This window comes from Candidatus Kapaibacterium sp., from assembly GCA_023957315.1.
GTDB lineage: Bacteria > Bacteroidota > Ignavibacteria > Kapaibacteriales > UBA2268 > PGYU01.
Genome location: JAMLHE010000005.1, coordinates 60,527 through 84,585, shown reverse-complemented (window position 1 = coordinate 84,585; position 24,059 = coordinate 60,527). Strand labels below are relative to the sequence as shown.

Here is a 24,059-nt window from a genome sequence, read left to right as displayed (position 1 = left end):
ATTTTTATTCCTGAGTAAAATTCAACAAAAAGTGTTGAAAATTCAGTTTACGCAATGCACTAAGTAATAATGTTAATTTAAGTACGTTTTTATGATGTCAATTTTATAACCATTTACCAAGGTATTGGAAATTTTTCATGTTCAATTATAAATTTGTTTGTTTGTTACTGCCTTTTGTACTTTTCGCAAATCTAAATGCAGCTGAAATCGAATCAGATACACTCAGAATTTATCGTCTTGGCGACATCAATGTTGGTTCCACTCGCCAAGTTGGTAGTGTTGTGAATTCGACTATCAATGAAATTAAGTACTTCGAATTGCAACGTGCTGATATATTTTCACTTGCCGAAATTCAAAAATCTATCCCATCAGCAAGGATTCGCACGAATTCGAGAGGCGAGGCGATGTTGTTCTTACGCGGCGCCGGAGAACGTCAATTAGGATTGTTTTTTGATGGCGTCCCAATGAATTTGCCTTGGGATAACCGTTTCGACTTGAGTATGTTGCCCGCAGGAATCATCGGTAATATCATGGTAAATCAAAATTCCAATTCAATTATGTTCGGTCCAAATGTTTTGGGGGGCATTGTTAAGGTCAGTACGATTGAAAGACATTCCGACGGCTATGGAATGAATGCCAAATTGCAAGGAGCAAATAGCGAAACTTATAGTCTCGATGTGACTCATGACGCCCGAATTGGCGATTTCAACTATATTGCAAATGTTTCATATTTCAATTCCGGCGGTTCCATTTTGCCGGGTAATGCTCCTGATAATATGCTCCACCAAGATTTGGATGCAAAATTCAGAACAAACACAGACCAAAAGCGTATGTCCGGCTATCTTCGCGGCGAATACCAATTCAGCCCGCTGACGGTTGCAGGAGTATCGATATTATATATTACAGGTGAAAAGGGCGTCGCTCCCGAATCTCACATTGAAAATGCTCGTTTTTGGCGATACCCGGAATGGAGCAGAATGTTAATTGCTTCAAATTTTGAACATCAGTTTTCAAAATCGGGAAATTCAACCCTAAGAGGAACTTTGTGGTTTGATGATTTCCATCAGCAAATCAATACTTACACCTCTACAAGATTCGATTCCGTCACCTCTATCCAAAATGACAAAGACAATACAATCGGTGCCAGACTTGCTTTTGCTCAAAAATTGACTGAAAATCAAAATCTTAATTTCGTTGTAAATGGATTTCATACCAAACATGAAGAAATTATTGACGAAAGGTCTCCCGATAATTTTTCCCAGAACACGCTGAATGCAGGCATCGAATATAATATTGCAATGAATAACTTGAAAATCGGTGTCGGAGCGGCTTATGATTATAACGAAACCCCCGAAACAGGACTATTTACCGAATACGCAGGACTATCATCGAGTGATTATGCAGCATTTTTAAATGCCAATTATGATTTGACAAGCGAAATGGTGCTCTTTGCAAATTTGAGCCGCAGAACCCGATTCCCTACAATGAGAGAATCCTTTTCGGGAGCTTTGGACCGCTTCAAAGTCAACCCCGATTTGCTTCCCGAATCAGGAATTTTGACAGAAGTTGGGCTCGGCTATTCGATTAGTGACATAACTTTGAAATTTTCTGCCTTTGCGAATTTTTACGAAAATCTCATCTCCCAAGTGACTTTGTCGGCTGAAGAAGATGAATTGCGCCGTCGAATGAGAGTCAACGTAGGGAAAGCCGATATAATCGGAACTGAATTTGGGATTGATTGGTCAATTAGCAGAAGCGTCAAATTAAGCGGCTTTATGACCTATATGAACGCAACAGGCGAGAGCAATGGCAAAGAATTGGAGCATCTCGACAATAAACCCGAATTGCTCGGCGGATTGTCAGCCATTTATACTCACAATTCCGGAATATCACTCATGCTTGAGTCCGAAACTACCGGCACTCAATACGAAGCCGATAATTCCGAAGAAAGTGGATTTGCCAAAGTTGATGGTTCGACTATTTTTAATCTCAGAATTTCATATAATTTATTCAAAGTGACAGGCTACGTGGCTGATATTTATGTCAGGACGAACAATTTATTTGATACTTATAGACTATATCAGCGTGGATTGCCTGAACCCGGTAGAACAATTCAAGCAGGTATTTCTTTTAGTCTGTAAACAATTTATTACCAACAATTTCGGCTGTAATTAATATTGGATTTGTTACAGCCATTTTTATTTTTTAATTTTGTATTTTTTACAAATCATCAGGAATTGATGAAAACAAGTAAATATTTAGTCAAACCCGGTGACAACATTGACCTTAATAAAGTGGATGCTGACGAACATCACATTTACAAGGGTGACAAAGAAACTGCTTTAGCCGAAATCAAGTTGCTCAACTTAGAATTGGATAAGCTCCAAAAAGTACAACACGCCGAAAAGAAACACAAAATTCTTATCGTTTTCCAAGGGATGGATGCCAGCGGCAAGGATGGAGCAATCCGAAATGTTTTCAATAGCGTCAATCCCAGTGGAGTTTACGTTGCTCATTTCGGTGCACCTTCGCATGATGAACTGTCTCGGGACTTTTTGTGGAGAATTCACAATAGAGTTCCCGCAAAAGGCGAAATGGTGATTTTCAACAGAAGTCATTACGAAGATGTTTTGATTGTTCGCGTTCAGAAACTTATGCCGAAGCCCATTTGGCAAAATCGCTACAAGCATATTAATGATTTTGAGCAGATGCTTGCTGATGAAGGTACTTCAATTTACAAATTCTACCTTCATATTAGCAATGATGAGCAGCGACGCCGTTTGCAATCCCGTATCAATAATCCTGATAAGCATTGGAAAATTGACCCAAATGATTTCAAAGACCGCGAGAAATGGGGCGAATATCTTGAAGCGTATAACGATGTAATAATTAAAACATCGACCCCTTGGGCACCTTGGCACATTATTCCGGCAAATAAAAAGTGGTATCGAGATTTGATAATATCAAATATCCTCGTTGCCGAATTAACAGACCTGAAAATGAAATATCCTACACCAAAGCAAAATTACACAGGTTTGGTTATCAAGTAAAGCAATATTCTTTGAGTTCCGAAACGGTGCGTTCGACTTTGACTTTGTCGCCAAATAATTCGTTATGTTCGGCGCGGAGTTTTGGTGCATGTTTCGTCAGATAGCGCTCATAAAGTTCCATCTCAATGAAGTAATATCGCGATACAAAGCGACTCGTTTCATCATTCTCCGACAATACTATTTCTAACTCAGCTTTTTCAAAATAATCTGTATCGAGAACATCAAGTATATGTTTTTGAGTCATATATTTGTACCATTGTTCAGCGTGGGATTTTTCCACTTCTACTCTTACTGTAAATACAAACATGATTAAGCCTCCTTTGATTGAATTTTGGTCCATGTATCTTTCAAAGTAACAATTCTGTTAAAAACGGGATGGTCTAATGTTGAATGCTTGGAATCTACACAAAAATAGCCAAGTCGCTCGAATTGGAATCGGTCTCCGGAATTTGAATCACGCAACGAAGGCTCCAATTTGCAATTTGAGATTATTTTGAGCGAATCAGGATTCAAATTATCTGTAAATTCTTTGCCTTCTTCAACCGAATTTGGATTCTCTTTCACAAACAAATTGTCATATAAACGTACCTCAGCATCGAAACATTCCGAAGCTGAAACCCAATGCAAAGTTGCCTTTACTTTCCGAGTTTCGGAGCTTGTACCGCTTTTAGTCTCAGCGTCATAAGTGCAATGCAATTCTGTGATATTGCCTTGCTCGTCTTTGATTACTTCATTGCACATAATTATGTATGCATAACGCAATCTTACTTCACGTCCAGGTGACAATCGGAAAAATTTCTTTTGCGGCTCTTCCATGAAATCTTCGCGTTCGATGTAAATTTCTCTTGTAAAAGGAATATTTCTTACCCCTTTGCTTTCATCTTCAGGATTATTGACTGCCTCTAAAATCTCTTTCTGACCTTCGGGGAAATTTGTAATCACGATTTTCAAAGGGTTCAAAACTGCCATTGCTCTATTTGCCGTTGAATTAAGATGCTTGCGAACTGAAAATTCTAACATACCCATATCAACTATGCTGTCTGCTTTGGCTACACCAACCATTTCTGCGAAATTCCTTACGGCTTCGGGAGTATATCCGCGACGTCTCAATCCGGTAATTGTCGGCATTCTGGGGTCGTCCCAGCCATCCACGAAGTTATCTTCGACCAATTTGAGCAATTTCCTTTTGCTGAGTACAGTATAATTTAGATTCAATCTTGCGAATTCAATTTGCTGTGGGCGATAAAGTCCAAGCTCAATCAAAAACCAATCATATAGTGGGCGATTATTTTCAAATTCAAGCGTACATAATGAATGTGTGATAAATTCAATCGAATCGGAAATGCAATGGGTGAAATCGTACATTGGGTAAATGCACCATTTGTCACCTGTGCGGTGATGATGGTCCCGACGAATCCTGTAGATAATTGGGTCGCGCATATTGACATTCGGCGATGACATATCAATTTTTGCCCTCAAAACCATTGCACCATCAGGGAAGTCGCCATTTTTCATCTTGCGAAATAATTGAATATTTTCATCTATCGCTCTGTCGCGGTAAGGGCTGTTAATGCCGGGTTCAGTCAAGGTGCCTCTGTATTGGCGCATCTGTTCTTGAGTCAATTCGCACACAAAAGCTTTGCCCTTCAGTATCAATTGTTCGGCTAATTCATATAGTCTGTCGAAATAATCCGAGGCGAAGTATTCTCGGTCGTCCCAATCGAATCCGAGCCACCGAACGTCCTCTTTAATCGAATCAACATATTCAACATCCTCTTTGGTGGGATTTGTATCGTCAAACCGTAAGTTGCACAGTCCGGCATATTCTTTAGCCAATCCGAAGTTCAGACAAATAGATTTCGCATGTCCAATATGCAGATATCCATTTGGTTCGGGCGGAAAACGCGTATGAACTCTACCTTCGTATTTATTCGTTTTCAAATCATCATTTATGATTACTTTTATAAAGTTTGATGCAACTTTTGGTGTTTCGCTGATATTTGCTTCGCTCATTATGTCCACAATTATATATTTTTTTTACATTTCTTAAGCAACAAAAATAAACATTTATCGCTTATTAGTATAGTCAATTCAAAAATGTTTCAAAAAGGAAAATTTGGATGAGTTAAATTCAAGATTAAATCAATATATTCGTAGATGATAAAAACAAAAAAAATAATATGAAACTAACCAGAATAAATTTCGAATCTCCTGCTTCTGTTCCGGTACCAACAGTTAGTCAACTGACTAACCGAATACGCTCGGTGCTCGAAAGCGATTTTGGGCAAATCTCAGTGATGGGTGAAGTCTCAAACTTCACTGCACATAGTTCCGGGCATCGCTATTTCTCACTTAAAGATGAGCAATCTTCGATTTCCTGTGTAATGTGGCGTGGAAAAGCGGTATCATTCCAACTCAAGGACGGCTTAAAAGTAAAGCTAACAGGCAAAGTGACCGTTTACCCTCCGCAAGGACGCTATCAGATTGATGTATCGACGGTAATGCCTGCCGGAGAAGGTGATTTGTTTTTGGCATATGAAGCACTGAAACAAAAGCTTCAGGAAAAAGGGTATTTTGCTCAAGAACACAAGAAAACACTACCTGCCAATATTTTGAAAATCGGTGTGTCAACATCGCCAACAGGTGCTGCAGTACGTGATATTATCTCTACAATCGAAAGGCGATTTCCGTTAGCAACGATTTATTTCCGACCAACGCTCGTCCAAGGTGAAGGCTCGGCACAAGACATTGCAAAAGCCATCGCTGAATTGGACAATTTGCCATTAGATGTGATTATTATCGGCAGAGGAGGTGGTTCTATCGAAGACCTCTGGGCATACAATGAGGAGATAGTTGCAAATGCAATTTACAATGCCAAAAAGCCGATTATTTCCGCCGTCGGGCATGAAACCGATTTCACTATTTCCGACTTTGTAGCTGATTTGCGTGCCGCAACGCCGACTGCATCAGCCGAGATTGTAACTTCAGTCACGCTCGAAGATTATATGTACCATATTGATGCGAAAGTATCGGCTATGCAAAGGGCTGCATATCGAATAGTTGACAAAACACGAAATTTGATTACCAAGGATTTTGCGTTCAAAGGGCTTAGGCGGATTCAGGAAAGGATTGCTATTTTGAAGCAGAATTTGAAGCTGAATACAAACTCAATGATGACCGATGTCAGGAAGCAAGTGGATTTCGTAAAGAATGGATTGCAATCCAAGTACTCTGTCATCAAAGCTAACGACCCCAAAGCACCTTTGAATAAGGGCTATGCATTGTTGAGCGATGGGAACGCATTCATTACGAACGAACAATCATTGAATCAATTTACTGCTATCCAAATCATTCGGAAGAATGAAACAGTAGAAGTTAAGTTAAACCAATAAATAAATTTATATGAAATTTGAAGATAAAATCAAACGGATAGACGAAATATCCGAAATCCTCGACGAAGGAAACGTTTCTCTCGACCAAATGACAAAATTATATGAGGAAGGCTTATCGCTTGCTTCCGATTGCAGGAAGTATCTCGAAAAAGCCGAACTCAAAATAATTGATATAACGAACAAATTTGCAGAAACTGAAGACTAGAATTAATTATCTCTTTCTTCAGCTTTTACAACCATTGGTTTTTTGCCAAATTTTTCGCGTTTGAATGTGCGAAGTATAAATTCTGCTTCCTGAAAAGGAACAGTAATAAATGAGTATGCATCAAAAACTTCAACGTTGGAGATTTTTGTCTCGCGTGTTTTTGCTTTTTCCACTATAAAGTTGACGATTGAACGTTTGCTCATGCCATCTTTTTTGCCTTTGGCAATAAACAGTCTGGTTTGCTCTTTAATCGATGGTTTAGAAGTTTCCCTTTCTCGGATTTCTTTGTAACTCGTTACGTCCAAATCATCGGCAAAAGTATATTTGAGCAAAGTTGCTAAAGCAGTTTCGGGGTCAATTGAAGTTAAGATTTTATTAGCTAATGCTTTGTAAATTTTTTCGAGTTTTTCGACAGATTTTGTTTCGATTTCAGTCATAATCCAATCTTTTTTGGCTTCGATGATTTCTGCGATTCCCGGAAGTTTACCCTTACGGATGTCCGTTTTGGAATGCTTTTGGATGAAGCTCAAATTACGAACTTCACGTCTTGTCACAAAAGTGATTGCCGTGCCTTCGTTTCCTGCTCTGCCGGTACGACCAACTCTGTGGACATATGATTCGGGGTCTTGAGGAAGTGAATAGTTGATAACGTGAGTCAGATTTTGAATGTCGATACCTCTGGCTGCAACGTCAGTTGCAACTAAAATATTAACTCGTTTGCTTTTCAACTGTGCCAATACTTTTTCACGTTGAGATTGGGAAATATCGCCATGAATTGCTTCGGCTTGATAACCGCGGTCGTTCAATCTGGTGGAAACTCTGTCCACGTCAAGTTTCGTTCTGCAAAAAATCAAACCGTAGAAGTCCATTTCGAAGTCAATAATTCTACAAAGTGCTTCCAATTTGTCAGATTCTTCTACTTCGAAGTAAATTTGGTCAGTCAAAATCGTTGTTAATTGATTGCTTTCGATTTTGACAGTTTTAAATTCGTTCATGTATTTTTTGGCTAATCCCAAAATTTCTTTTGGCATCGTAGCGCAAAACATGAATGTACGCTTTTCGGAATTTGTAGTTTTCATGATTAATTCTACATCATCAACGAAGCCCATGTTGAGCATTTCGTCTGCTTCGTCCAATACCAAATATGATATTTGTTGCAATTTGATGACTTTCCGATTCAGCAAATCTATTACTCTGCCAGGTGTGCCGACGATGATGTCAACTCCTGATGTGAGTTTTGATATTTGCCTGTCAATTGATTGACCACCGTATATTGGTGCAATCACGACTCTTTTTGAACCCTTCAATGAGTTCAATTCTTCAGAGATTTGCATAGCAAGCTCGCGAGTAGGAGCGAGTACAATTGCTTGAACGCGTCTGGCGTTTTCTTCTATCAAATCTAAGATTGGCAATCCAAATGCCGCAGTCTTACCTGTTCCTGTTTGCGCTTGACCGACTAAGTCATAATCGCCACCCATGATTATTGGGATACATTGCTCTTGAATCGGTGAGGGTGTTTCAAAACCTTTCGTATGAAGGGATTGGAGGATGTTATCCGACAAGCCGAGCTCTTCGAATGTTAAAGGTGTATTCATTTTTATTTTTTTAGAATCATAAACTGTAAACTTTTTTGTTTACTTTGATAATGTTGACACGGATGATATTGCATTTTAGTGTATTTATTATTAAATAATAATAATTATCTGCAAATTATGTGAAATGAATGTTCTACTTACGGAATTTTTACCTTAAATTTGTCAATAAATTAATACAAAATATATGAGATTCGATAACAGAATTATTAAATACATTGTTGCGACTGCAATTTTGGCTCTGAGTTTATATTTATCGGCTCGGCAAATTGCTTTCGATGAATTGTTGATTCAGCTTCAAGGTCTCGATTATGTCTGGGTCTTATTTTCCATTCCTGCAATTATAGCTTCAAATATAATTAGAGCATTAAGATGGCGAGAAATACTTGCTCCGATTTCGAGTGATGTAAAAGTTCATAATGCATTTTCTGCAATCATGATTGGACACCTGCTGAATAGCTTCACACTCCGCTTTGGAGAACTTGCTCGCCCGATTATCTTAGCAAAAAAGGAAAAATTGCCCACAGCCGCAGTAATATCTACCGCTGTACTCGAAGGTGGAGTTGATTTCGCCTTTTTAAATATTCTATTTTTAGTTTCTCTTGTTTTCCTGTCCGAACCACTTTTCAAATTACTGAATTTCGATAGCGTATTTCAAGGCTCGCTCGGTATATTTATCATCGTATTAGTAGTTATTGCCACGCTATTTTTCATTTATCGCTTTCGCCATCCAATATGGAATTTGCTGAAATCAATATTACCTGCAAAATTTACACATAAGTTCGAAGATTCAATGTCGGCTTTCGTGCAAGGTTTTGTATCATTGAAAAGTCCGCTTTTTTATTTCAAAATGACTTTCTACACGATTCTTCTTTGGCTATCTTATGCCCTGATTATGTATCTCGTATTTTTTGCATTCCAATTCCAATCTGCGATACACCTTTCATTCATAGATTCAATAATTTTAGTTGTTTTTGCCGGAATTGCAACTGCAATTGCCTTCACACCTGGAGCTGTCGGAGTTTATCATTTGGTTGTAGCATCAATTATGACCACTTTATATTCAATAACATCGAACGAAGCATTTGCTTACGCAACGATTATTCATATCATCACACTTCTTGTCCAATCTTGCCTTGGAGCAATATACTTGATTTATGAAGGCATTAATACGATTCGAATCAGCGAAATCGAAAATAGTTCTCCTAATAGCTAATTTTTTATGGCTTTATTTATGCTTTATTGTTATTTTAGTATCATAAAACTGTAAATATAGTTTAAAAGCTAATGCTAAGTATTATGGAGTAAATCATGGATGTCGAATTTTTATCTCGCCTGCAATTTGCTTTTACAATAGGTTTTCATTACATTTATCCGCCTATGAGTATAGGTCTTGGGGTTATGCTCATTATCATGGAGGGCATGTATCTGAGAACCGGAAACAAAATGTATGAAGAAATGACAAAATTTTGGGTTCGGATTTTCGCCTTAATTTTTGGGATTGGTGTCGCAACCGGTATTGTGATGGAATTTGAATTTGGAACAAATTGGGCAACATATTCGAGATTTGTGGGTGATGTATTCGGTAGTGCTTTAGCCGCAGAAGGTATTTTCGCCTTTTTCTTGGAATCAGGATTCTTGGCAATATTAGTTTTCGGATGGAATAAAGTATCTTCTAAAATGCACTTTTTCTCTACAATTATGGTCACTCTGGGGGCGCACTTGAGTGCAGTTTGGATTGTAGTTGCCGGTTCGTGGATGCATACACCTGCCGGACACAGAATTGTAGGGGAAGGTACGGAAGCGAGAGCCGAAATTGTTGATTTTTGGGCTATGGTATTCAATCCTTCGAGTGTCGAAAGACTGTCCCACACTATTGGCGGTGCTTGGCTTGCAGGCGCTTTTCTTGTATTAAGCGTATCGGCTTATTTTTATATCAAAAATCGTCATATCGAAACTGCCAAAGCAGGCATCAAAATCTCCCTAATTGTTGCTTTTGTAGCCTCTCTTTTTCAACTATTTACCGGGCATAGCAGCGCTGTTCAGGTATATGAATACCAACCTGCCAAACTTGCTGCATTCGAAGGGCATTATGAAACTGCTCCCGGCGATTTATACCTTTTTGGTTGGGTTGATGAGGAAAAACAGGAGACATACGGAGTCAAAATTCCCGGAATGTTGTCCTATATGCTATTTTTCGATAGCGAGAAACCTGTCACGGGATTAAACGAATTTCCCAAAGATGAAAGACCACCTGTGAACATTATTTTCCAAACATATCATTTGATGGTTGCAATAGGGATGTTTTTTATTGGATTTACGACACTTGGACTCTTTTTGTGGTGGCGTGGTGTATTGTTCAAACAAAAGTGGTTTATGATTTTAGCCGTTTTCAGCATTTTGCTGCCTCATATTGGCAATCAAATCGGCTGGATGTCTGCTGAAATTGGTCGCCAACCTTGGATTGTATATGGTTTACTCAAAACCAAAGATGCACTTTCAAAAACTGTTTCTGCCAACGATGTGCTTATTTCTCTTATTATGTTTGGTCTAATTTATTCACTGTTATTTGTATTATTCATATTTTTATTGAATAAGAAAATCCATCACGGACCAGATGATTACAGGTTAATTTCAGCACAAGATGACTCGGTTTCCATGAAGGAGGTGCAATAATGTACGAAGGATTGGATTTGAATGTAACATGGTTTGTGCTGATTGGAGTATTGCTCACGGGATACGCAATCCTTGACGGTTTTGATTTGGGAGTAGGTTCATTGCATTTGCTCATCAAAAATGACTTAGACCGCAGAATAGCACTAAATTCCATTGGACCATTTTGGGATGGTAACGAAGTTTGGCTCGTAACAGGCGGTGGTGCTTTGTTCGCCGCTTTCCCTCACGTTTACGCAACTTTTACATCAGGCTTCTACCTTGCTGTAATGCTTATACTGATGGTTATCATCTTTCGAGCTGTAGCGATTGAATTTCGGAGTAAAGTTGAATCCGCTACTTGGCGAAAGGCTTGGGATATAGCTTTTAGCATTTCATCAATTATGATTGGGCTCTTATTCGGAATTGCATTAGGGAATGTCATCATCGGAATTCCGGTTGCCGCTGACAAGGAAGCCTACATGACATTTTTTGACCTGCTTAATCCATATGCAATTTTAGTCGGTATCACGACTGTTGCCCTTTTTATGATGCATGGAGCAATTTTCTTGGTAATGAAAACGGAAGGTGATTTGCAAAAGTTAGTTCGTGGTTGGGTCAATAATGCAATCATATTTTTTGTGATTTGCTACGTAACGACAACTATGGCAACTCTCATTTATGTGCCGCAAATGGCTTCAATATTAAAATCGCATCCCGAATATTTTCTAATCGCGATATTTAATATGCTTGCGATTGCAAATATTCCGAGAGAAATTTTCCATGGTAGAGAATTTAGAGCTTTTTTATCATCATCATTCAGTATTTTGGCTCTGCTTGCACTTTTTGCAATAGGAATATTCCCGAACTTGCTAAGTTCGACTATTTCTCCCGAATACAGCTTGAATATTTATAATGCGGCATCATCGCGAACTACGCTCGAAGTAATGTTCACAATGGCATTGATAGGCATTCCATTTGTTTTGTCTTATACAATCAGCATCTATTGGATATTTCGCGGAAAGGTGAAATTGGACAACACAAGCTATTGATTTAATGCTTCGAGATGATTTAGCGTCATTTGAGGCTTATTTCGTATTTTTGTAAGCTATGATGGAATCGAAACGACATAACTTCTGGCTTGATTTGCCGCGACCTTTTTATACCTTAGCACCTATGGAAGACGTTACCGACACTGTCTTCAGGGAGCTTATTATGGGGATTTCTGATGAAAACTATCTTCATGCGGTATTTGCCGAATTTACTTCAACCGACGGGCTTTTACACCCCGTAGGGCGAGACAATGTGATTCATCGCCTTCATATAAGCGATACGGAAAGGCAAATACTTAAGAAGAAAAATATAAAAATCATTGCTCAAATTTGGGGTTCTGACCCTGAAAAGTATTATCGCTCGGCAAAATTAATTTCTGAAGAAATGGACTTCGACGGTATTGATATTAACATGGGTTGCCCTGTGAAAAAGATTGTCAAGCATATTTCATGCTCTCAACTCATCAAATATCCCGAATTGGCAAAGGAAATAATCGCAGCGACTAAGGAAGGTTCTTCGGTTCCTGTCAGCGTCAAAACGCGCACAGGTGTTGAACGCCATATCACTGAGGAATGGATGTCTCACCTGATTGAAGCTAAGCCCGCTTGCATTACATTGCATTGCCGAACTCAAAAAATGATGTCGGACTATCCTGCCGTATGGGCTGAAATGGGAAAAGCCATTGCAACTCTCAAAAAAAATGAGGCACAAATTCCGATTATCGGAAATGGCGATTTGCTATCTATTGATGACTGCCACCAAAAATTTGATGAATACAAAGCTGATGGATATATGATTGGCAGAGGGATTTTCAAGAATCCATGGATTTTCAACTCTCCACAAATAGAACGAACTCCTGAAGAGAAATTAGGTCTTTTGTGGAATCACGTCTCATTATTCTTGAAAACTTGGAAAGGGAGAAAGAACTTCCCGATTTTAAAAAGATTTTTCAAAATTTATACTTACGATTTTTACGGTGCATCGGAAATTAGGCAAAAACTAATGTTGACCGAAAGTAGCGAGGATGTGTATAAAATTCTGCAAGAAACAGGCTACGACTTTGAAAATCAATAAAGAAAATATTTGCTTCGGAGAAGCAAAAAATCTTCAACTCCGCGATTTGCAATTTTCAGCACCACGTCATCGGGCAAATTATTGAAAAGCGCATTGTATAAATCTTTTGTGCCCGTTACCTTGTGAAACATATCAATTCCGGCTCTTTTAGTCTCACTTTTGAACAAATCGGGATGAACTTCCCTTGCAGCCAAAACTAATTTCAATCCCCAAGTATAAGGTCGAAAATCTTGATTGGGGGCGAAACGTAATAAAACAGCCTCAATGCTCTTATTTGAATACATTCCATAAAATGGCTGAAACCTTGATTGCGACAAGTACAATCCTAACAAGTTTTCTTTTTCGAGAATTTTCAAAACTGCTTTGGGATTAAAACTTGGACTCCCAAAGTATTGAAAAGGCGATGTGGAGCCAATTCCGATGCTCATTAGCCCAATTTCGCCATAAATACCCAAACAAGCCAATCCTCTGACGGCATCCGGTGTTGGGACATGCGGCGAAGTCGGAAACCACATCAAACCTGTATCTTCCCATGCCATCCATCTTTGCCAGCCCGACATTCTGATGACCTGCAAATCGCATTTCAGTGCTTCATTGTTAGCTCCAATTCCCAACCAACCTTCTTCATTAATCATCAATGCTAATTCGCCGATTGTCAATCCATGAATATAAGGGATTTGCACCACTCCAACAAAAGATTCCATTCCTGGCTCGAGTACATTGCCATCCACAATCAATCCACCAATTGGGTTTGGGCGGTCAAGTACAATAAGCTGCTTACCGGATTGTGCTGCGGCTTTCATGGTTCGGTGCAATGAACTGATATATGTGTAAGAGCGAACTCCGATGTCTTGAATATCAACTACAATTGCATCGGCATGTCTCATCAAGCCTTTATCAGGCTCTTTTGTTGAACCGTAAATCGAATATATTTTAATTCCGTCAATTGTTTCTTCGCTTATTGATTGACCTGCCGGAACAGCAGTGTAGTAGCCGTGTTCAGGTGCTAAAACACCTAAGAATTCAAATTTGTTTGATTTCGAAAGTATTTCAAGAGTTGATTGCCCCTTTGAGTTACGTCCTGAGCTATTCGACAGCAATAATATCTTTTTGCCACTGATTGAAGCAAAAGATTCAGCTTGCAGAACGTCAATTCCGGGCAAAGTTGTTTGTTGGGACCATGCCACAACTGAATTTGATAGAAAAAGTAAAAAAATCAAAATTCGGAATTGACAATATATCATTTGCCATATCCCTTATTGATATAATTTTGTGCTTTTCTGTGGGAATCCTCATAATCCTTCATAGCAAGTACTTTGCGATAATATTGAAGTGCCAAGTCCCGTTTGCCTGTCACATCATAAATATTGCCGATATACAGATTTGAGTTTACTTGAAATCCCGATGATTCTTTATCGAGCACGACATTTCCCTCGTCAGATTTCAAAAAATATCTCAAGGCTTGGTCATAGCGACCTTTTTTCAGCAGCGCCAAACCAACGTAATACATTGCTTCGCGGGCAGTCAGATTGTCGTAACCGAATTTTTTGTCCATGCATTTTAGCAAAATTTCACGCCAAATCTTTTCATACTCATCTGTCAGACCTTTGCGTACTATTACTCTACCCAAATATCTGTGGAAATATGCATTTTGTGGGTATGCTTCGAATAATTCCTGAGCCATTGCATGTGCGAAATCATTATCTCGTTCGAATGAATAATAAATTTGTAGAAGCACAGTTTTTGCTTCGATATTCGCATACCGAGCATTCCTTGCGGCAGCACGTAATTGGTGCATGGCTAACAACTTATCGCCACGTGGTAAAAAAGCGAGCAGCGGTTTCAGCAGTGGGTATTTTTCGGGAACAGCTACCGCAAAGTAATTGTAAATACCCGTTCCAAGCATTATGTCATGGTTTTGAGGTGCAATTTTGTAACATTCGATTAACAAATTATACGCAGAGCTCCCATCTCTGGCAGCTTTTATCCATTCTTCTTTTTGAGCAAAATAGCGTCCACGAAAACCAATTGCACCGGCTTTGAAAAATAGTCCGTTCAAATTAGATGGATTTTCCTTCAACAATTTGTCACACATTGTTACTACTTGCGAAATCTTTCTTTCAAAATTTGCGTCATGCCGATTTGTTGACCTATCCAAAGTTATTCGCCACCATTCAACCATTGCATCAAGAAAATATCCCGCAGGATGCTCAGGGTATATATCCTTTACCTGTCTGAAGCATTCCTCAGCTTTGCTAAATTCGACATTATAAATGTATCCCGTACCCAGACGTACCAGACTATCAGCATCTGAACGCATGATTGACCATTGGGAAATCATTTGAGTGCTGCTCAATACAAAGATTGCGAGAATTACAATAAATTTCGTTTTCATAATTATTCAGATTTTATTTCATCAGTTTGATTTTAATACTGATTCCTTGTAACGACGCTTAAACAATTTCGATGTTACATATGGAGAAATTTTTCCATATTTTGCAATCGGATAAAAAATCATTAATAAGAATAAAGTGGTTACCAGTCCGCTTTCGGGACCAAAATGTCCACCCCAGAATATATTCTGAGGAACTTCGATTATAATTATCAATGATGCCTCAGGTTGGTATCCGCTTACACTTACTCCAAGAAACAGTGCTATACCTACATTCCAGAAATAATGAAAAGCAATGCTCATCCAAAGTGTTTTAGTTTTGAAGTACATAAATGAAAGCACTAATCCGGCTAAAGTTATATTTATTAACGACAATAAATCTATTCCGGGATTCAAGAGGTGCAGTGCTGCAAAGATTACTGAGCTAGTTAATGCTGCTCCGGCAAATCCGATTTTTTCAGAAAGCGATTGGAGAATTATCCCGCGCAGCATAATTTCCTCCATAAATGCCACAAAAACGTGATATATCAATATATATAAAATTGGGAAACCCATTTCCCCTATACTGACATCAAAAAAAATCAAAGATGTGATGGAAAAAATTATCACAAATGAAAGCACTAAGTTTAGAGCGAGTGCAATGTTATGGAAAGCAGTCCTATCAAAAGATAGCCCGAAAATCCAAAAATGTTTACCCGGTCGGCTCCATTCGATAAAACCGGAGATTGCAATCATGAAGATGGGGAAAATAACCAAATGCAATACGTCAAAACCGTGACTTGGACTCCCGAAATAGAAAGAGGCAGTCCAAAAAATTAAGACTGCCACCAAAAAAAAGGCAATTCTGTACCAAGGATGTACAAAAAGTGAAAATTTCGCAGACATTTTAGTTGTTTGAAGGGTCTGTGCCAGTCTGCTTTTTCAGTTCTTCTATATGACTAACGACTTTTTCGTACATTTTGTTCTCGACCTCTTCATGATACGAACCAACTAACATTAGGTTCAACTGAGGGCAATACGAAGCATAGTCTGTTTCGCCACGACGACGGATTAAAATTTCGTAATCGTTAATATTCAAACTGTTCGATATTAAATTTGACATTGTTTTTCCGAATTTGTGCAAATAAATAAAAATAAAGACTAAGATATAGAGAAATAATTTTTAATTTTGATATTTGTAATGATAAAAAATGCAAATTATAGATAACATACTATCGCTTAACAAAAAGAGAGGGACAAAATTCCTGCTCGATAAGCTCGTTTGGAAAATCACAGAATTCCTCAAAAACCGTTACAGGCGTCAACTTTACTCGGCAAAAGCTTCTTTTTCGGGGAAGGCAGTTGATGTGCAAAATCTAAATTATGATATTTTCAAAGATTTCGTCTCCAATTTTGAAAATAAAAAAAGCGATATACTCTTCAATGTTTGCGACCGAGTTCTTGAACATAGATTCGATATCTTAGGTCAATATGACATCAATTGCGGGCTTTATAATGAAAATTCTTTTCAAAGCCACAGAGAATTCATAAAAAAGCATGTCAATGAACAAAATCAAAAGCATTCGTTACTAATCTCGCGAAATTTGCCCGAAAGCTACAAACTAATTGATTGGCAACGTGATTTTGCTTCGGGATATAGATGGAACGAAATTTCTTGGCACAGAAAGATAAAATACGGTGCTATCGAAGGAGTTGATATCAAAGTGCCATGGGAAATAGGCAGGTTGCAATTTCTACCTTGGATGGCATTTGCAAGTCAAATATCGGGCGATTTGAAATATATCGAAGCTGCTGATAATATTGCGATTGACTTCATCATGTCAAATCCGCCATATTTCGGAACTCAGTGGATGACTGCTATGGATGCTGCTATCAGAGCCGTGAACATCTGTGCTTATTTAGCAATCAAAAAGCAGAATGGCGTAACAGTTTCCGAAAAAGATATTGTAATTTCAGCTACGCTTGAAGACCATTATAATTTCATACGCAAAAATTTGGAATGGTCAGGTGGAATGAGGGGCAATCATTACTTCGCCGGAATTTGCGGTCTAATAATCTTGTCATCATTTTTGGGTGCATCAGATAAAAAAATCAGAACTTTGCGTTTTGCTTTGAATATGTTGTCTGAAGAAATCTTGTACCAATTTGGTTCCGACGGCGGAAACTTCGAAGCATCTTTGCCATACCATTTTTTCGTGTTGGAAATGCTTTTCACCTCATTATCAGCAATCGAAAATATTGGCGAAAATAGATTGAATTGGTTGAATATGCTTATCAATTCTGACGATAGTTTTGCTATTGATGGCAATCGAATTATTTTCTCCGATGAAGTGATGAACAGAATCCAAGCTATAAAGAAATTTTCAGCTGCAACTTCTCTTGATGATGGGCGATACCCAAAAATTGGAGATGATGATTCAGGGTTTTTCCTCAGAACAAATCCGCCTTTCATATATTCCAAGAAAGACAATATAATTACTAAAGACTTACGCTATTTAGGTGAGATGATTTATAGGGGAAATAGTGCATATAGATTTGATGATTTCGGGCTGTATGTAATCAATCAAAATCAATTTAAGCTGTATTTCCGATGTGGCAGTTTAGGGCAAAATGGAAAGGGCGGTCACGCCCATAATGACCAACTCAGCTTTTGTCTTTTTGTGCATGGACGAGAAATTTTCACCGACCCGGGCACATTCAATTACACCGCTTATCCCGAATTACGCAATTTGTTCCGCTCTACGGCAATGCATAATGTATTGCAAGATATCAATATGGAACAAAACCCATTGCCGGAAGCCTCGGGTGGGAATTTGTTTTGGTTGGAAGATTTAACAAAATCGCAAATGCTGAAATTCAATATTGACGCAATCGAAGCCGTGCATTACGGTTATGGGCTGCCTGTAAAACGAGCTATAAAAATCACAGATGATGCAATCGATGCCATTGATAGTTACGAACTCAATGCGGTAAAATACATCAATTTCCATCTTTTCCCGGAATTGAATGCTAAAATAATCAACGAAAATCTTATAAAAATCGAAATTGAAGAATGCTCTATTTGGCTCAAATCCGATGACGGAAAATTCCAAATTATCGAATATGACTATGCTACTGAATACGGAAAAAAAGTAAAAGCAGACAAAATCGTTTTAACAAGCTATGAAACTAACATTCACTGGCAAATAAGTATAAATGAAAATAATTGACAGATACATAATTAAGCAATTCATATTTACATTTATTTTTGCTCAAGCTGCATTGAGCATGATATTTGTGGTTATTGATTTGATGAGCAACCTCGATAAATTCCTCGACCAAAATGCGACTGTTGAGATTATTGTTCGCTATTATTTTTACTTTATGCCCGAAATTCTAAAAATGCTTACTCCGATAGCTTCGCTTCTATCTACGCTATTTACTATGGGACGGATGTCCACTTTGAATGAAATCACGGCATTGAAGTCAGGAGGCGTAAGTTTGTACCGAATTATGTTGCCTTTTGTCACAATGGCGATTCTCATCAGTTTCGCTCATTTGTACTTCAACGGCTGGGTTGTCCCCGAATCCAACAAACTTAAGCACGACATTTCGAATAAATATTTTTCGATGTCGAATAGTAATGCACCAATTTACAATCTCTATTTCCGAGAAGGTCCTACAGTAAATTTACTGATGCAACATTATGATTCGGATATCAAATCCGGCAGTCGAATTGCAATTGAATATTTTACGGACGAGAATTCTCCAAGATTGACCCGACGCATCGAATCGAATCTCATAGAGTGGAATGATGAAAAGCAAATTTGGATGATGAGGCAAGTAATTGAGCGCATTTACAGCGGAAATAACGTCAATACAATCAGACATGATTCGCTTGAAATGCTTTTAAACATAACTGACAGCAAAATTGCAAAGCTGAAAAAATCTCCGGATGAGATGAATTTTGACGAATTAGCCGAGTTTATAGAAATTTTACAAAGTGGGGGCAGAAATGTCAGAGAATTGCAAATTGATTATCATGGTCAATATGCCTTTCCGTTTGCAAATTTCATTGTAATACTTTTTGGCGTACCTTTTGCTTCTGTTAGACGTAAAGGTGGTATTGCTATACAAATTGGTGCAGCTTTGGTAATTTCATTTTTCTATATCATTTTTCTGAAAGTAAGCCAACCTTTGGCACAAACTATGGATATTCAGCCAATAGTAGCAGGTTGGATGGCAAATATGATATTTTTCGTTGCCGGAATTATCGTAATTTTGAAAACAAAAACCTAAATTGAGGGTTCGCAAAGATGGAAAAAATTGATTCGTTGATGTCTTTACAAGGTCGTTCCTTGCTGAGAAGTATATATCATGAACTTAGATATGAAAAGCAATCCGGCTCTTTGGCTATACTTCTCACTTTATGGAAAATCTGTGTCTTCGAACGTGATTTGCACAAATATATCAAACGTGAAGTACAAATTACATATGTTTTAGGCTTTTGGCGCGGAACCATGCTATGGATGCAGGAAGTTGTTAATCGCTACTTTTTCGCTGTTATCAATTCTTTTGTTTATTTCGGAGCTGCAATTTTACTTGTGCTAATAGGCTTAAGGCGATTCAGCGATTTGTTGACTGACGAAATGGTTATCGCAGGTGTGATTTTCGAAGCGGCTATGCTTGCGACAATGTTTATAGTAATGCTCTTTACTCCAGATGACGAACAAGAACAATACGATACCCACGGGAATAATTCTGACTCTGAGATGTTGATGGACGAAGTGGGGGAGATTTCCGTAGATTTCGCAAGTGCTGTCGTCCAGTTAGAAGAAATTTCTGAAACAATGAAAGCATTTGTAGCCAATCAAGGACTGATTTTATCGAGATTGGAATCGCTAAATCAAAGTTATGCCGATATGTCCAACCCCAATCCAAAAATGATTGGCATCATGGAAAAAACCAATGCCGAACTGCAAAATCTCCAACAAAATATCGAGACTCTCAATAAGGCTGCTGAAGCTATCAAAAGAGCCGAAATCGAAGCTGCTGTCCGTAAAGAACTTGAGCGAATTATGCAATCGAGGATTTAGACCTGATGATGTATAATCGAAAAAAGAGAGTGATTGAAATCTATTTCGTGCTGTATTTAGCCGCTCTGATTCTTTTGATTCCACAAAGCAAGAAGGAAGAGGAAGAAAACGGCAAAATCTTGGCTGATAATAGAATATTCCAATTGCCTTTCAATCTAAAAGCCGAGAAAAATGCTCTAAATACTTTGCTGACATTTGATTCGACCGGTATGAAAATCGTTAGCGCCGATACGGTAAATACAATTTATTTCACCGGAAACGTAAAAAATGTCAAATTTGAATTTGAAATCGAAGACCAATCTATCAACCGCAAAATCAATCTGATGGACGAAAAATCCGGAAATACTCGCTATTTCAGAGTTTCGGAGGATTTGGAGAATCAAAATGCCAAATTTATGTGGCATCCGGTGATGAACGAATTGAAAAATAACACATATGTTGTGAACGTTGAAGCCACTGCTGTCAGCAATGACCCTGAAACTTTAGGTACTGTAGTCAAAGATAATATAAGATTCATTTTGAATTACCAAGTTGTATATGATTTTGAAGGTGCTGCGGTAGCATTAGAAATGGCTGGAGTAAACGAAAATCGTATAGATACTGTAGTCATAAGTGCTGAAGGTGATAGCCGGACGCTCTTTTCTCCAAATGTTATCCTCACTCCGACTGACGACATCGTCCGAAGTATTGCATATACAAAATGGCGAAATGAGATTTTTGTATTTGGATTGGATTTGAATAGTGACCTACGTCGTCAGCCGATTATCGAAATATCACACTTACCTGATAAGTCAAACAAAGGAACGGCGAAAATTGTAGGATTTACGAATAATACTATTGTTGTGGAAGGTGATACTCCCGAATTTGGCTCTATCAAGGTGAAATTGAATATAATTCGACATGCTGACGGGAAGGAGCTTTCAAGGGAATTTAGAGTGATTGCGGAGCTTCTCGACGACCCGATATATTCGGAGATTATGTATCCCGATGTGAAGTTTACTATCGAGCCAAATCTCCCGATGTTGAGCAATCGCGAAAATGTCACAAAGTTGATGAATTCAGAGGGTAGAGCAGTTCACGTTTCCGAGAATAATATGCCTTTTACGTTTACGCCAACTACGGCTGATATTGACAAGGAATACACAATTGAAAGATATGTGAACGATAAAATTATTGGGAAGAAATTCAAAATATCGGTAAAAGATTTTCCTGAGCCGGAGATTCAAAGGATTGCACGATTTGAAAAAAACAAAGTGCGAGTGTTTACTAATTCTTACGGTTTGCACCAAGGGTCTGAAAATTATATCAAAAGCATCGAAATCACCGAAGGCAATGCTGTGGTTCGCGAGATTATTGGTGCACAAAATATCAGCAAAGATAAGCAAATCATAACGAAGCAAGTATTCGAGATTGTCCCTCGAGACGATTCCAAACCATTTTCGTTCAAAATTCGTGCAATCGCACAAAACAACAAGAAGTCTAAAATCGTCTCATACCCTGATAATTAACTATAATCTAAAAATATGTTGTCAGATTTGTAACCAATTTTCGATTAATAACGTATAATTGATGTTATGAAAACAGAAAAGGGAGTTTTTGAATGATTTTCATTCGCTTAGTAGCTTTTACCTTATTATTTTGGACAATCACAATCCAAAGCCAAGACTTTGGTACAAAAAGTAAAAGAGTTTTTAGTCTTCAAGAGAGTATTGACATAGCTGTTATCAACAACTATGATTTGATGGTCAACCGCCAACAAGTCGCTACTGCAAGCGCTGACTTGACAAATGCTTTCGGGAATTATTTGCCAAGGTTTGATTTCAATACAGGCTATTCGCGCATTTTAAATCCTGATGCAACCAGGTCAGTAAACTTTGAAGGTGTAGTATTTGAAATACCCGGCACAAGTCCCGATTCATATTTTATGAACGCACAATTATCTCTGCCACTTTTTGACGGATTTTCTCGTGAAGCAAATTACGCACGAGCCCAAAATAATCTCAGCTCCTCAAATTTCAGTAATGAGTTCTCAATTATCAGTGTCAAACAAATGGTATATACTCAATATGTCGAGGTAATCAAAAATTCCAAAATTGTTGAAATTAGGAACGAAAACCTGCAACAGTCCAAATTTGAATTGACGCGTTTGCAGGCAATGCACGAATCAGGAACAATTGCAATTACAGACTTGTATGCCCAAGAAGCCGACATAGGAAATAAAGAAATCGAATTAATCAACTCCGAAAGTAATTTCAATAAATCTCGTGCTACCCTTTTAATTATGATGGGTATGAATCCAGATATGGATGCCTCATTTTTAGAATCAAGTTTGCCCTCGGATATTGCCGAAATTGATGTGACAGATTTCCGTAAAGAAATTGGTTCATTCGGGGCTGCCGTCAATAAAGCATTGACGGAAAGACTTGATTTGAAAGCTTTTGAACATTCTTTAGAAGCGTCCGAAGCACGCTTGAAAAATTCAGTCGGTCAGTATTACCCTTCGTTGATTGCTACCGGTGGATGGCGATGGAATCATACGGAATTCAACGAATTGGCTGAAAGAGGACGTTCATTTTTGGGATTGACACTTAATTTCCCGGTTTTCAGTAATTTTTCGACTAATTTGCAAGTGCAAACCTCCAAGCTGCAACATGTCCAATCCGAAGTTCAATACTTGAAGAAAGAACAGGAAGTCCGACAATCGGTACAAAATTCTTTTTTGAATCTGGAAGCTGCTGAAAAGCAAATTGAAGTGTCTCGCAGAGCATTATTTGCATCCGAGAAAAATTACGAAAGTGTAAACGAACGTTACAAAGCCGGAGATTTGGGGATTTTTGAGTTGACAATTTCTAACGCCCAGATGATTACTGCTCAAATCAACAGAATAAATGCAGTTTTCAGTTATTTACAAGCAAGAAACGAAGTGATGTTTGCAATTGGTTTAATCAAATAATTAGGAGTTACTATGTCTGACAGTTCTACACCAAATCAATCAAATTACGAGCAATATGCCCAATATATGCCCGATTATGCTTACGTCAACCCATATTATAACAGAGTGGGATTCGGCAAAAGGTTTTTGGCATATTTTATTGATAATTTCATCATTGCCTTACTTGTTATGCTTTATATGATTTTATCGGGTACATTGACAGAAATCATGTCCATGGCGACTTCAAATACAGTCGAAATATTAGATTTGTTCGAGCACGCTGCAAAAATTGAACTTCCCGGAACTATTATTGGGCTGATTTATTTCTCTACCGAACTTTTCTTTGCATTTTCCTTAGGAAAATTAACACTGGGAATAAGAATTGGCAGCGAAAGTGCTGAAAATGCACAATTCAGCTCATTGGCGATAAGATATATTGTTAAAAATATTTCAAATGTTGTATCAATTGCAGCAGCGATTACAGGTTTCTTTTTATTTGGTATTTTGGGTTCTTTGCTTGGTTTCCTTGTTATAATTGGTTGCTTTTTTGTTTTGGGACAAAAACGTCAAGCCTTTCAAGACATGTTAGCAAAAACTGCAGTATTTATGAAAGATGATATTAAACAGAATTAACGGATAATT

The 24,059-nt window shown here is 38.1% G+C and carries 21 protein-coding genes; 14 read left to right on the top strand and 7 right to left on the bottom strand.

Going from position 1 to position 24,059, the window contains the following annotated elements; translation table 11 throughout:
• Nucleotides 1–137: 137 nt before the first annotated feature.
• Nucleotides 138–2,141 carry a TonB-dependent receptor gene (locus M9949_06915; GenBank protein ID MCO5251136.1) on the top strand — a complete coding sequence of 668 codons (2,004 nt, stop codon included), beginning with the start codon at nt 138–140 and terminating at the stop codon, nt 2,139–2,141.
• A gap of 99 nt (nt 2,142–2,240) precedes the next feature.
• Nucleotides 2,241–3,050: a polyphosphate kinase 2 family protein gene (locus M9949_06910; protein MCO5251135.1), complete on the top strand. Its 810-nt coding sequence runs from the start codon at nt 2,241–2,243 to the stop codon at nt 3,048–3,050.
• Here M9949_06910 and M9949_06905 read toward each other — a convergent pair.
• Complete coding sequence (locus M9949_06905) at nt 3,043–3,357, bottom strand: DUF4286 family protein (GenBank protein MCO5251134.1); 315 nt, start codon at nt 3,355–3,357, stop codon at nt 3,043–3,045. The two genes, M9949_06910 and M9949_06905, sit on opposite strands and share 8 nt — an antisense overlap.
• Nucleotides 3,358–3,359: 2 nt before the next feature.
• Nucleotides 3,360–5,063 (bottom strand): glutamine--tRNA ligase/YqeY domain fusion protein, encoded by a 1,704-nt coding sequence (locus M9949_06900; protein MCO5251133.1) that lies wholly within the window; start codon nt 5,061–5,063, stop codon nt 3,360–3,362.
• A 167-nt stretch (nt 5,064–5,230) separates the two neighbouring features.
• On the opposite strand from M9949_06900, the gene xseA reads away from it, so the two are divergent.
• Nucleotides 5,231–6,442, top strand: a complete 1,212-nt coding sequence (xseA, locus tag M9949_06895) for an exodeoxyribonuclease VII large subunit (protein ID MCO5251132.1) — start codon at nt 5,231–5,233, stop codon at nt 6,440–6,442.
• A gap of 10 nt (nt 6,443–6,452) precedes the next feature.
• A complete protein-coding gene (gene xseB / locus M9949_06890; protein MCO5251131.1) occupies nt 6,453–6,647 on the top strand; it encodes an exodeoxyribonuclease VII small subunit in 195 nt (64 codons plus the stop codon).
• A gap of 2 nt (nt 6,648–6,649) precedes the next feature.
• Here xseB and M9949_06885 read toward each other — a convergent pair whose 3' ends face one another.
• Nucleotides 6,650–8,242: a DEAD/DEAH box helicase gene (locus tag M9949_06885; GenBank protein ID MCO5251130.1), complete on the bottom strand. Its 1,593-nt coding sequence runs from the start codon at nt 8,240–8,242 to the stop codon at nt 6,650–6,652.
• A gap of 184 nt (nt 8,243–8,426) precedes the next feature.
• On the opposite strand from M9949_06885, the gene M9949_06880 reads away from it, so the two are divergent.
• The 4 genes from M9949_06880 (at nt 8,427) to M9949_06865 (ending at nt 13,018) form a co-directional block, all read left to right on the top strand.
• Complete coding sequence (locus M9949_06880) at nt 8,427–9,455, top strand: flippase-like domain-containing protein (GenBank protein ID MCO5251129.1); 1,029 nt, start codon at nt 8,427–8,429, stop codon at nt 9,453–9,455.
• Between the two features lie 95 nt (nt 9,456–9,550).
• The gene (locus M9949_06875) at nt 9,551–10,915 is read left to right on the top strand and encodes a cytochrome ubiquinol oxidase subunit I (protein ID MCO5251128.1); all 1,365 of its coding nucleotides are present in this window, start codon (nt 9,551–9,553) and stop codon (nt 10,913–10,915) included.
• A complete protein-coding gene (gene cydB, locus M9949_06870) occupies nt 10,915–11,943 on the top strand; it encodes a cytochrome d ubiquinol oxidase subunit II (protein ID MCO5251127.1) in 1,029 nt (342 codons plus the stop codon). The genes M9949_06875 and cydB overlap by 1 nt, the downstream gene beginning before the upstream one ends.
• Nucleotides 11,944–12,001: 58 nt before the next feature.
• The gene (locus tag M9949_06865; protein ID MCO5251126.1) at nt 12,002–13,018 is read left to right on the top strand and encodes a tRNA-dihydrouridine synthase; all 1,017 of its coding nucleotides are present in this window, start codon (nt 12,002–12,004) and stop codon (nt 13,016–13,018) included.
• Here the strand turns inward: M9949_06865 and M9949_06860 are convergent.
• From M9949_06860 to M9949_06845, 4 genes are read right to left on the bottom strand one after another with little or no spacing between them, the layout of a single operon-like run.
• Nucleotides 13,012–14,262 carry a DUF1343 domain-containing protein gene (locus M9949_06860; protein ID MCO5251125.1) on the bottom strand — a complete coding sequence of 417 codons (1,251 nt, stop codon included), beginning with the start codon at nt 14,260–14,262 and terminating at the stop codon, nt 13,012–13,014. The two genes, M9949_06865 and M9949_06860, sit on opposite strands and share 7 nt — an antisense overlap.
• Nucleotides 14,259–15,413: a tetratricopeptide repeat protein gene (locus M9949_06855; protein MCO5251124.1), complete on the bottom strand. Its 1,155-nt coding sequence runs from the start codon at nt 15,411–15,413 to the stop codon at nt 14,259–14,261. The genes M9949_06860 and M9949_06855 overlap by 4 nt, the downstream gene beginning before the upstream one ends.
• A gap of 21 nt (nt 15,414–15,434) precedes the next feature.
• Entirely contained in the window at nt 15,435–16,295 is an 861-nt protein-coding gene (locus tag M9949_06850; GenBank protein ID MCO5251123.1) for a CPBP family intramembrane metalloprotease, read from the bottom strand.
• Between the two features lies 1 nt (nt 16,296).
• The gene (locus tag M9949_06845; GenBank protein MCO5251122.1) at nt 16,297–16,512 is read right to left on the bottom strand and encodes a hypothetical protein; all 216 of its coding nucleotides are present in this window, start codon (nt 16,510–16,512) and stop codon (nt 16,297–16,299) included.
• Nucleotides 16,513–16,600: 88 nt separating this feature from the next.
• On the opposite strand from M9949_06845, the gene M9949_06840 reads away from it, so the two are divergent.
• The 6 genes from M9949_06840 to M9949_06815 all read left to right on the top strand — a co-directional run bounded on the left by M9949_06840 (nt 16,601) and on the right by M9949_06815 (nt 24,050).
• A complete protein-coding gene (locus M9949_06840) occupies nt 16,601–18,619 on the top strand; it encodes a heparinase II/III family protein (GenBank protein ID MCO5251121.1) in 2,019 nt (672 codons plus the stop codon).
• Complete coding sequence (locus M9949_06835) at nt 18,606–19,688, top strand: LptF/LptG family permease (GenBank protein MCO5251120.1); 1,083 nt, start codon at nt 18,606–18,608, stop codon at nt 19,686–19,688. The genes M9949_06840 and M9949_06835 overlap by 14 nt, the downstream gene beginning before the upstream one ends.
• A 17-nt stretch (nt 19,689–19,705) precedes the next feature.
• A complete protein-coding gene (locus M9949_06830; protein ID MCO5251119.1) occupies nt 19,706–20,485 on the top strand; it encodes a hypothetical protein in 780 nt (259 codons plus the stop codon).
• A 5-nt stretch (nt 20,486–20,490) separates the two neighbouring features.
• Nucleotides 20,491–21,993, top strand: a complete 1,503-nt coding sequence (locus tag M9949_06825; protein ID MCO5251118.1) for a hypothetical protein — start codon at nt 20,491–20,493, stop codon at nt 21,991–21,993.
• A gap of 92 nt (nt 21,994–22,085) precedes the next feature.
• Nucleotides 22,086–23,438, top strand: coding sequence for a TolC family protein (locus M9949_06820; protein ID MCO5251117.1), 1,353 nt, complete (start codon nt 22,086–22,088; stop codon nt 23,436–23,438).
• A gap of 12 nt (nt 23,439–23,450) precedes the next feature.
• Nucleotides 23,451–24,050: an RDD family protein gene (locus M9949_06815; GenBank protein ID MCO5251116.1), complete on the top strand. Its 600-nt coding sequence runs from the start codon at nt 23,451–23,453 to the stop codon at nt 24,048–24,050.
• Nucleotides 24,051–24,059: the final 9 nt, after the last annotated feature.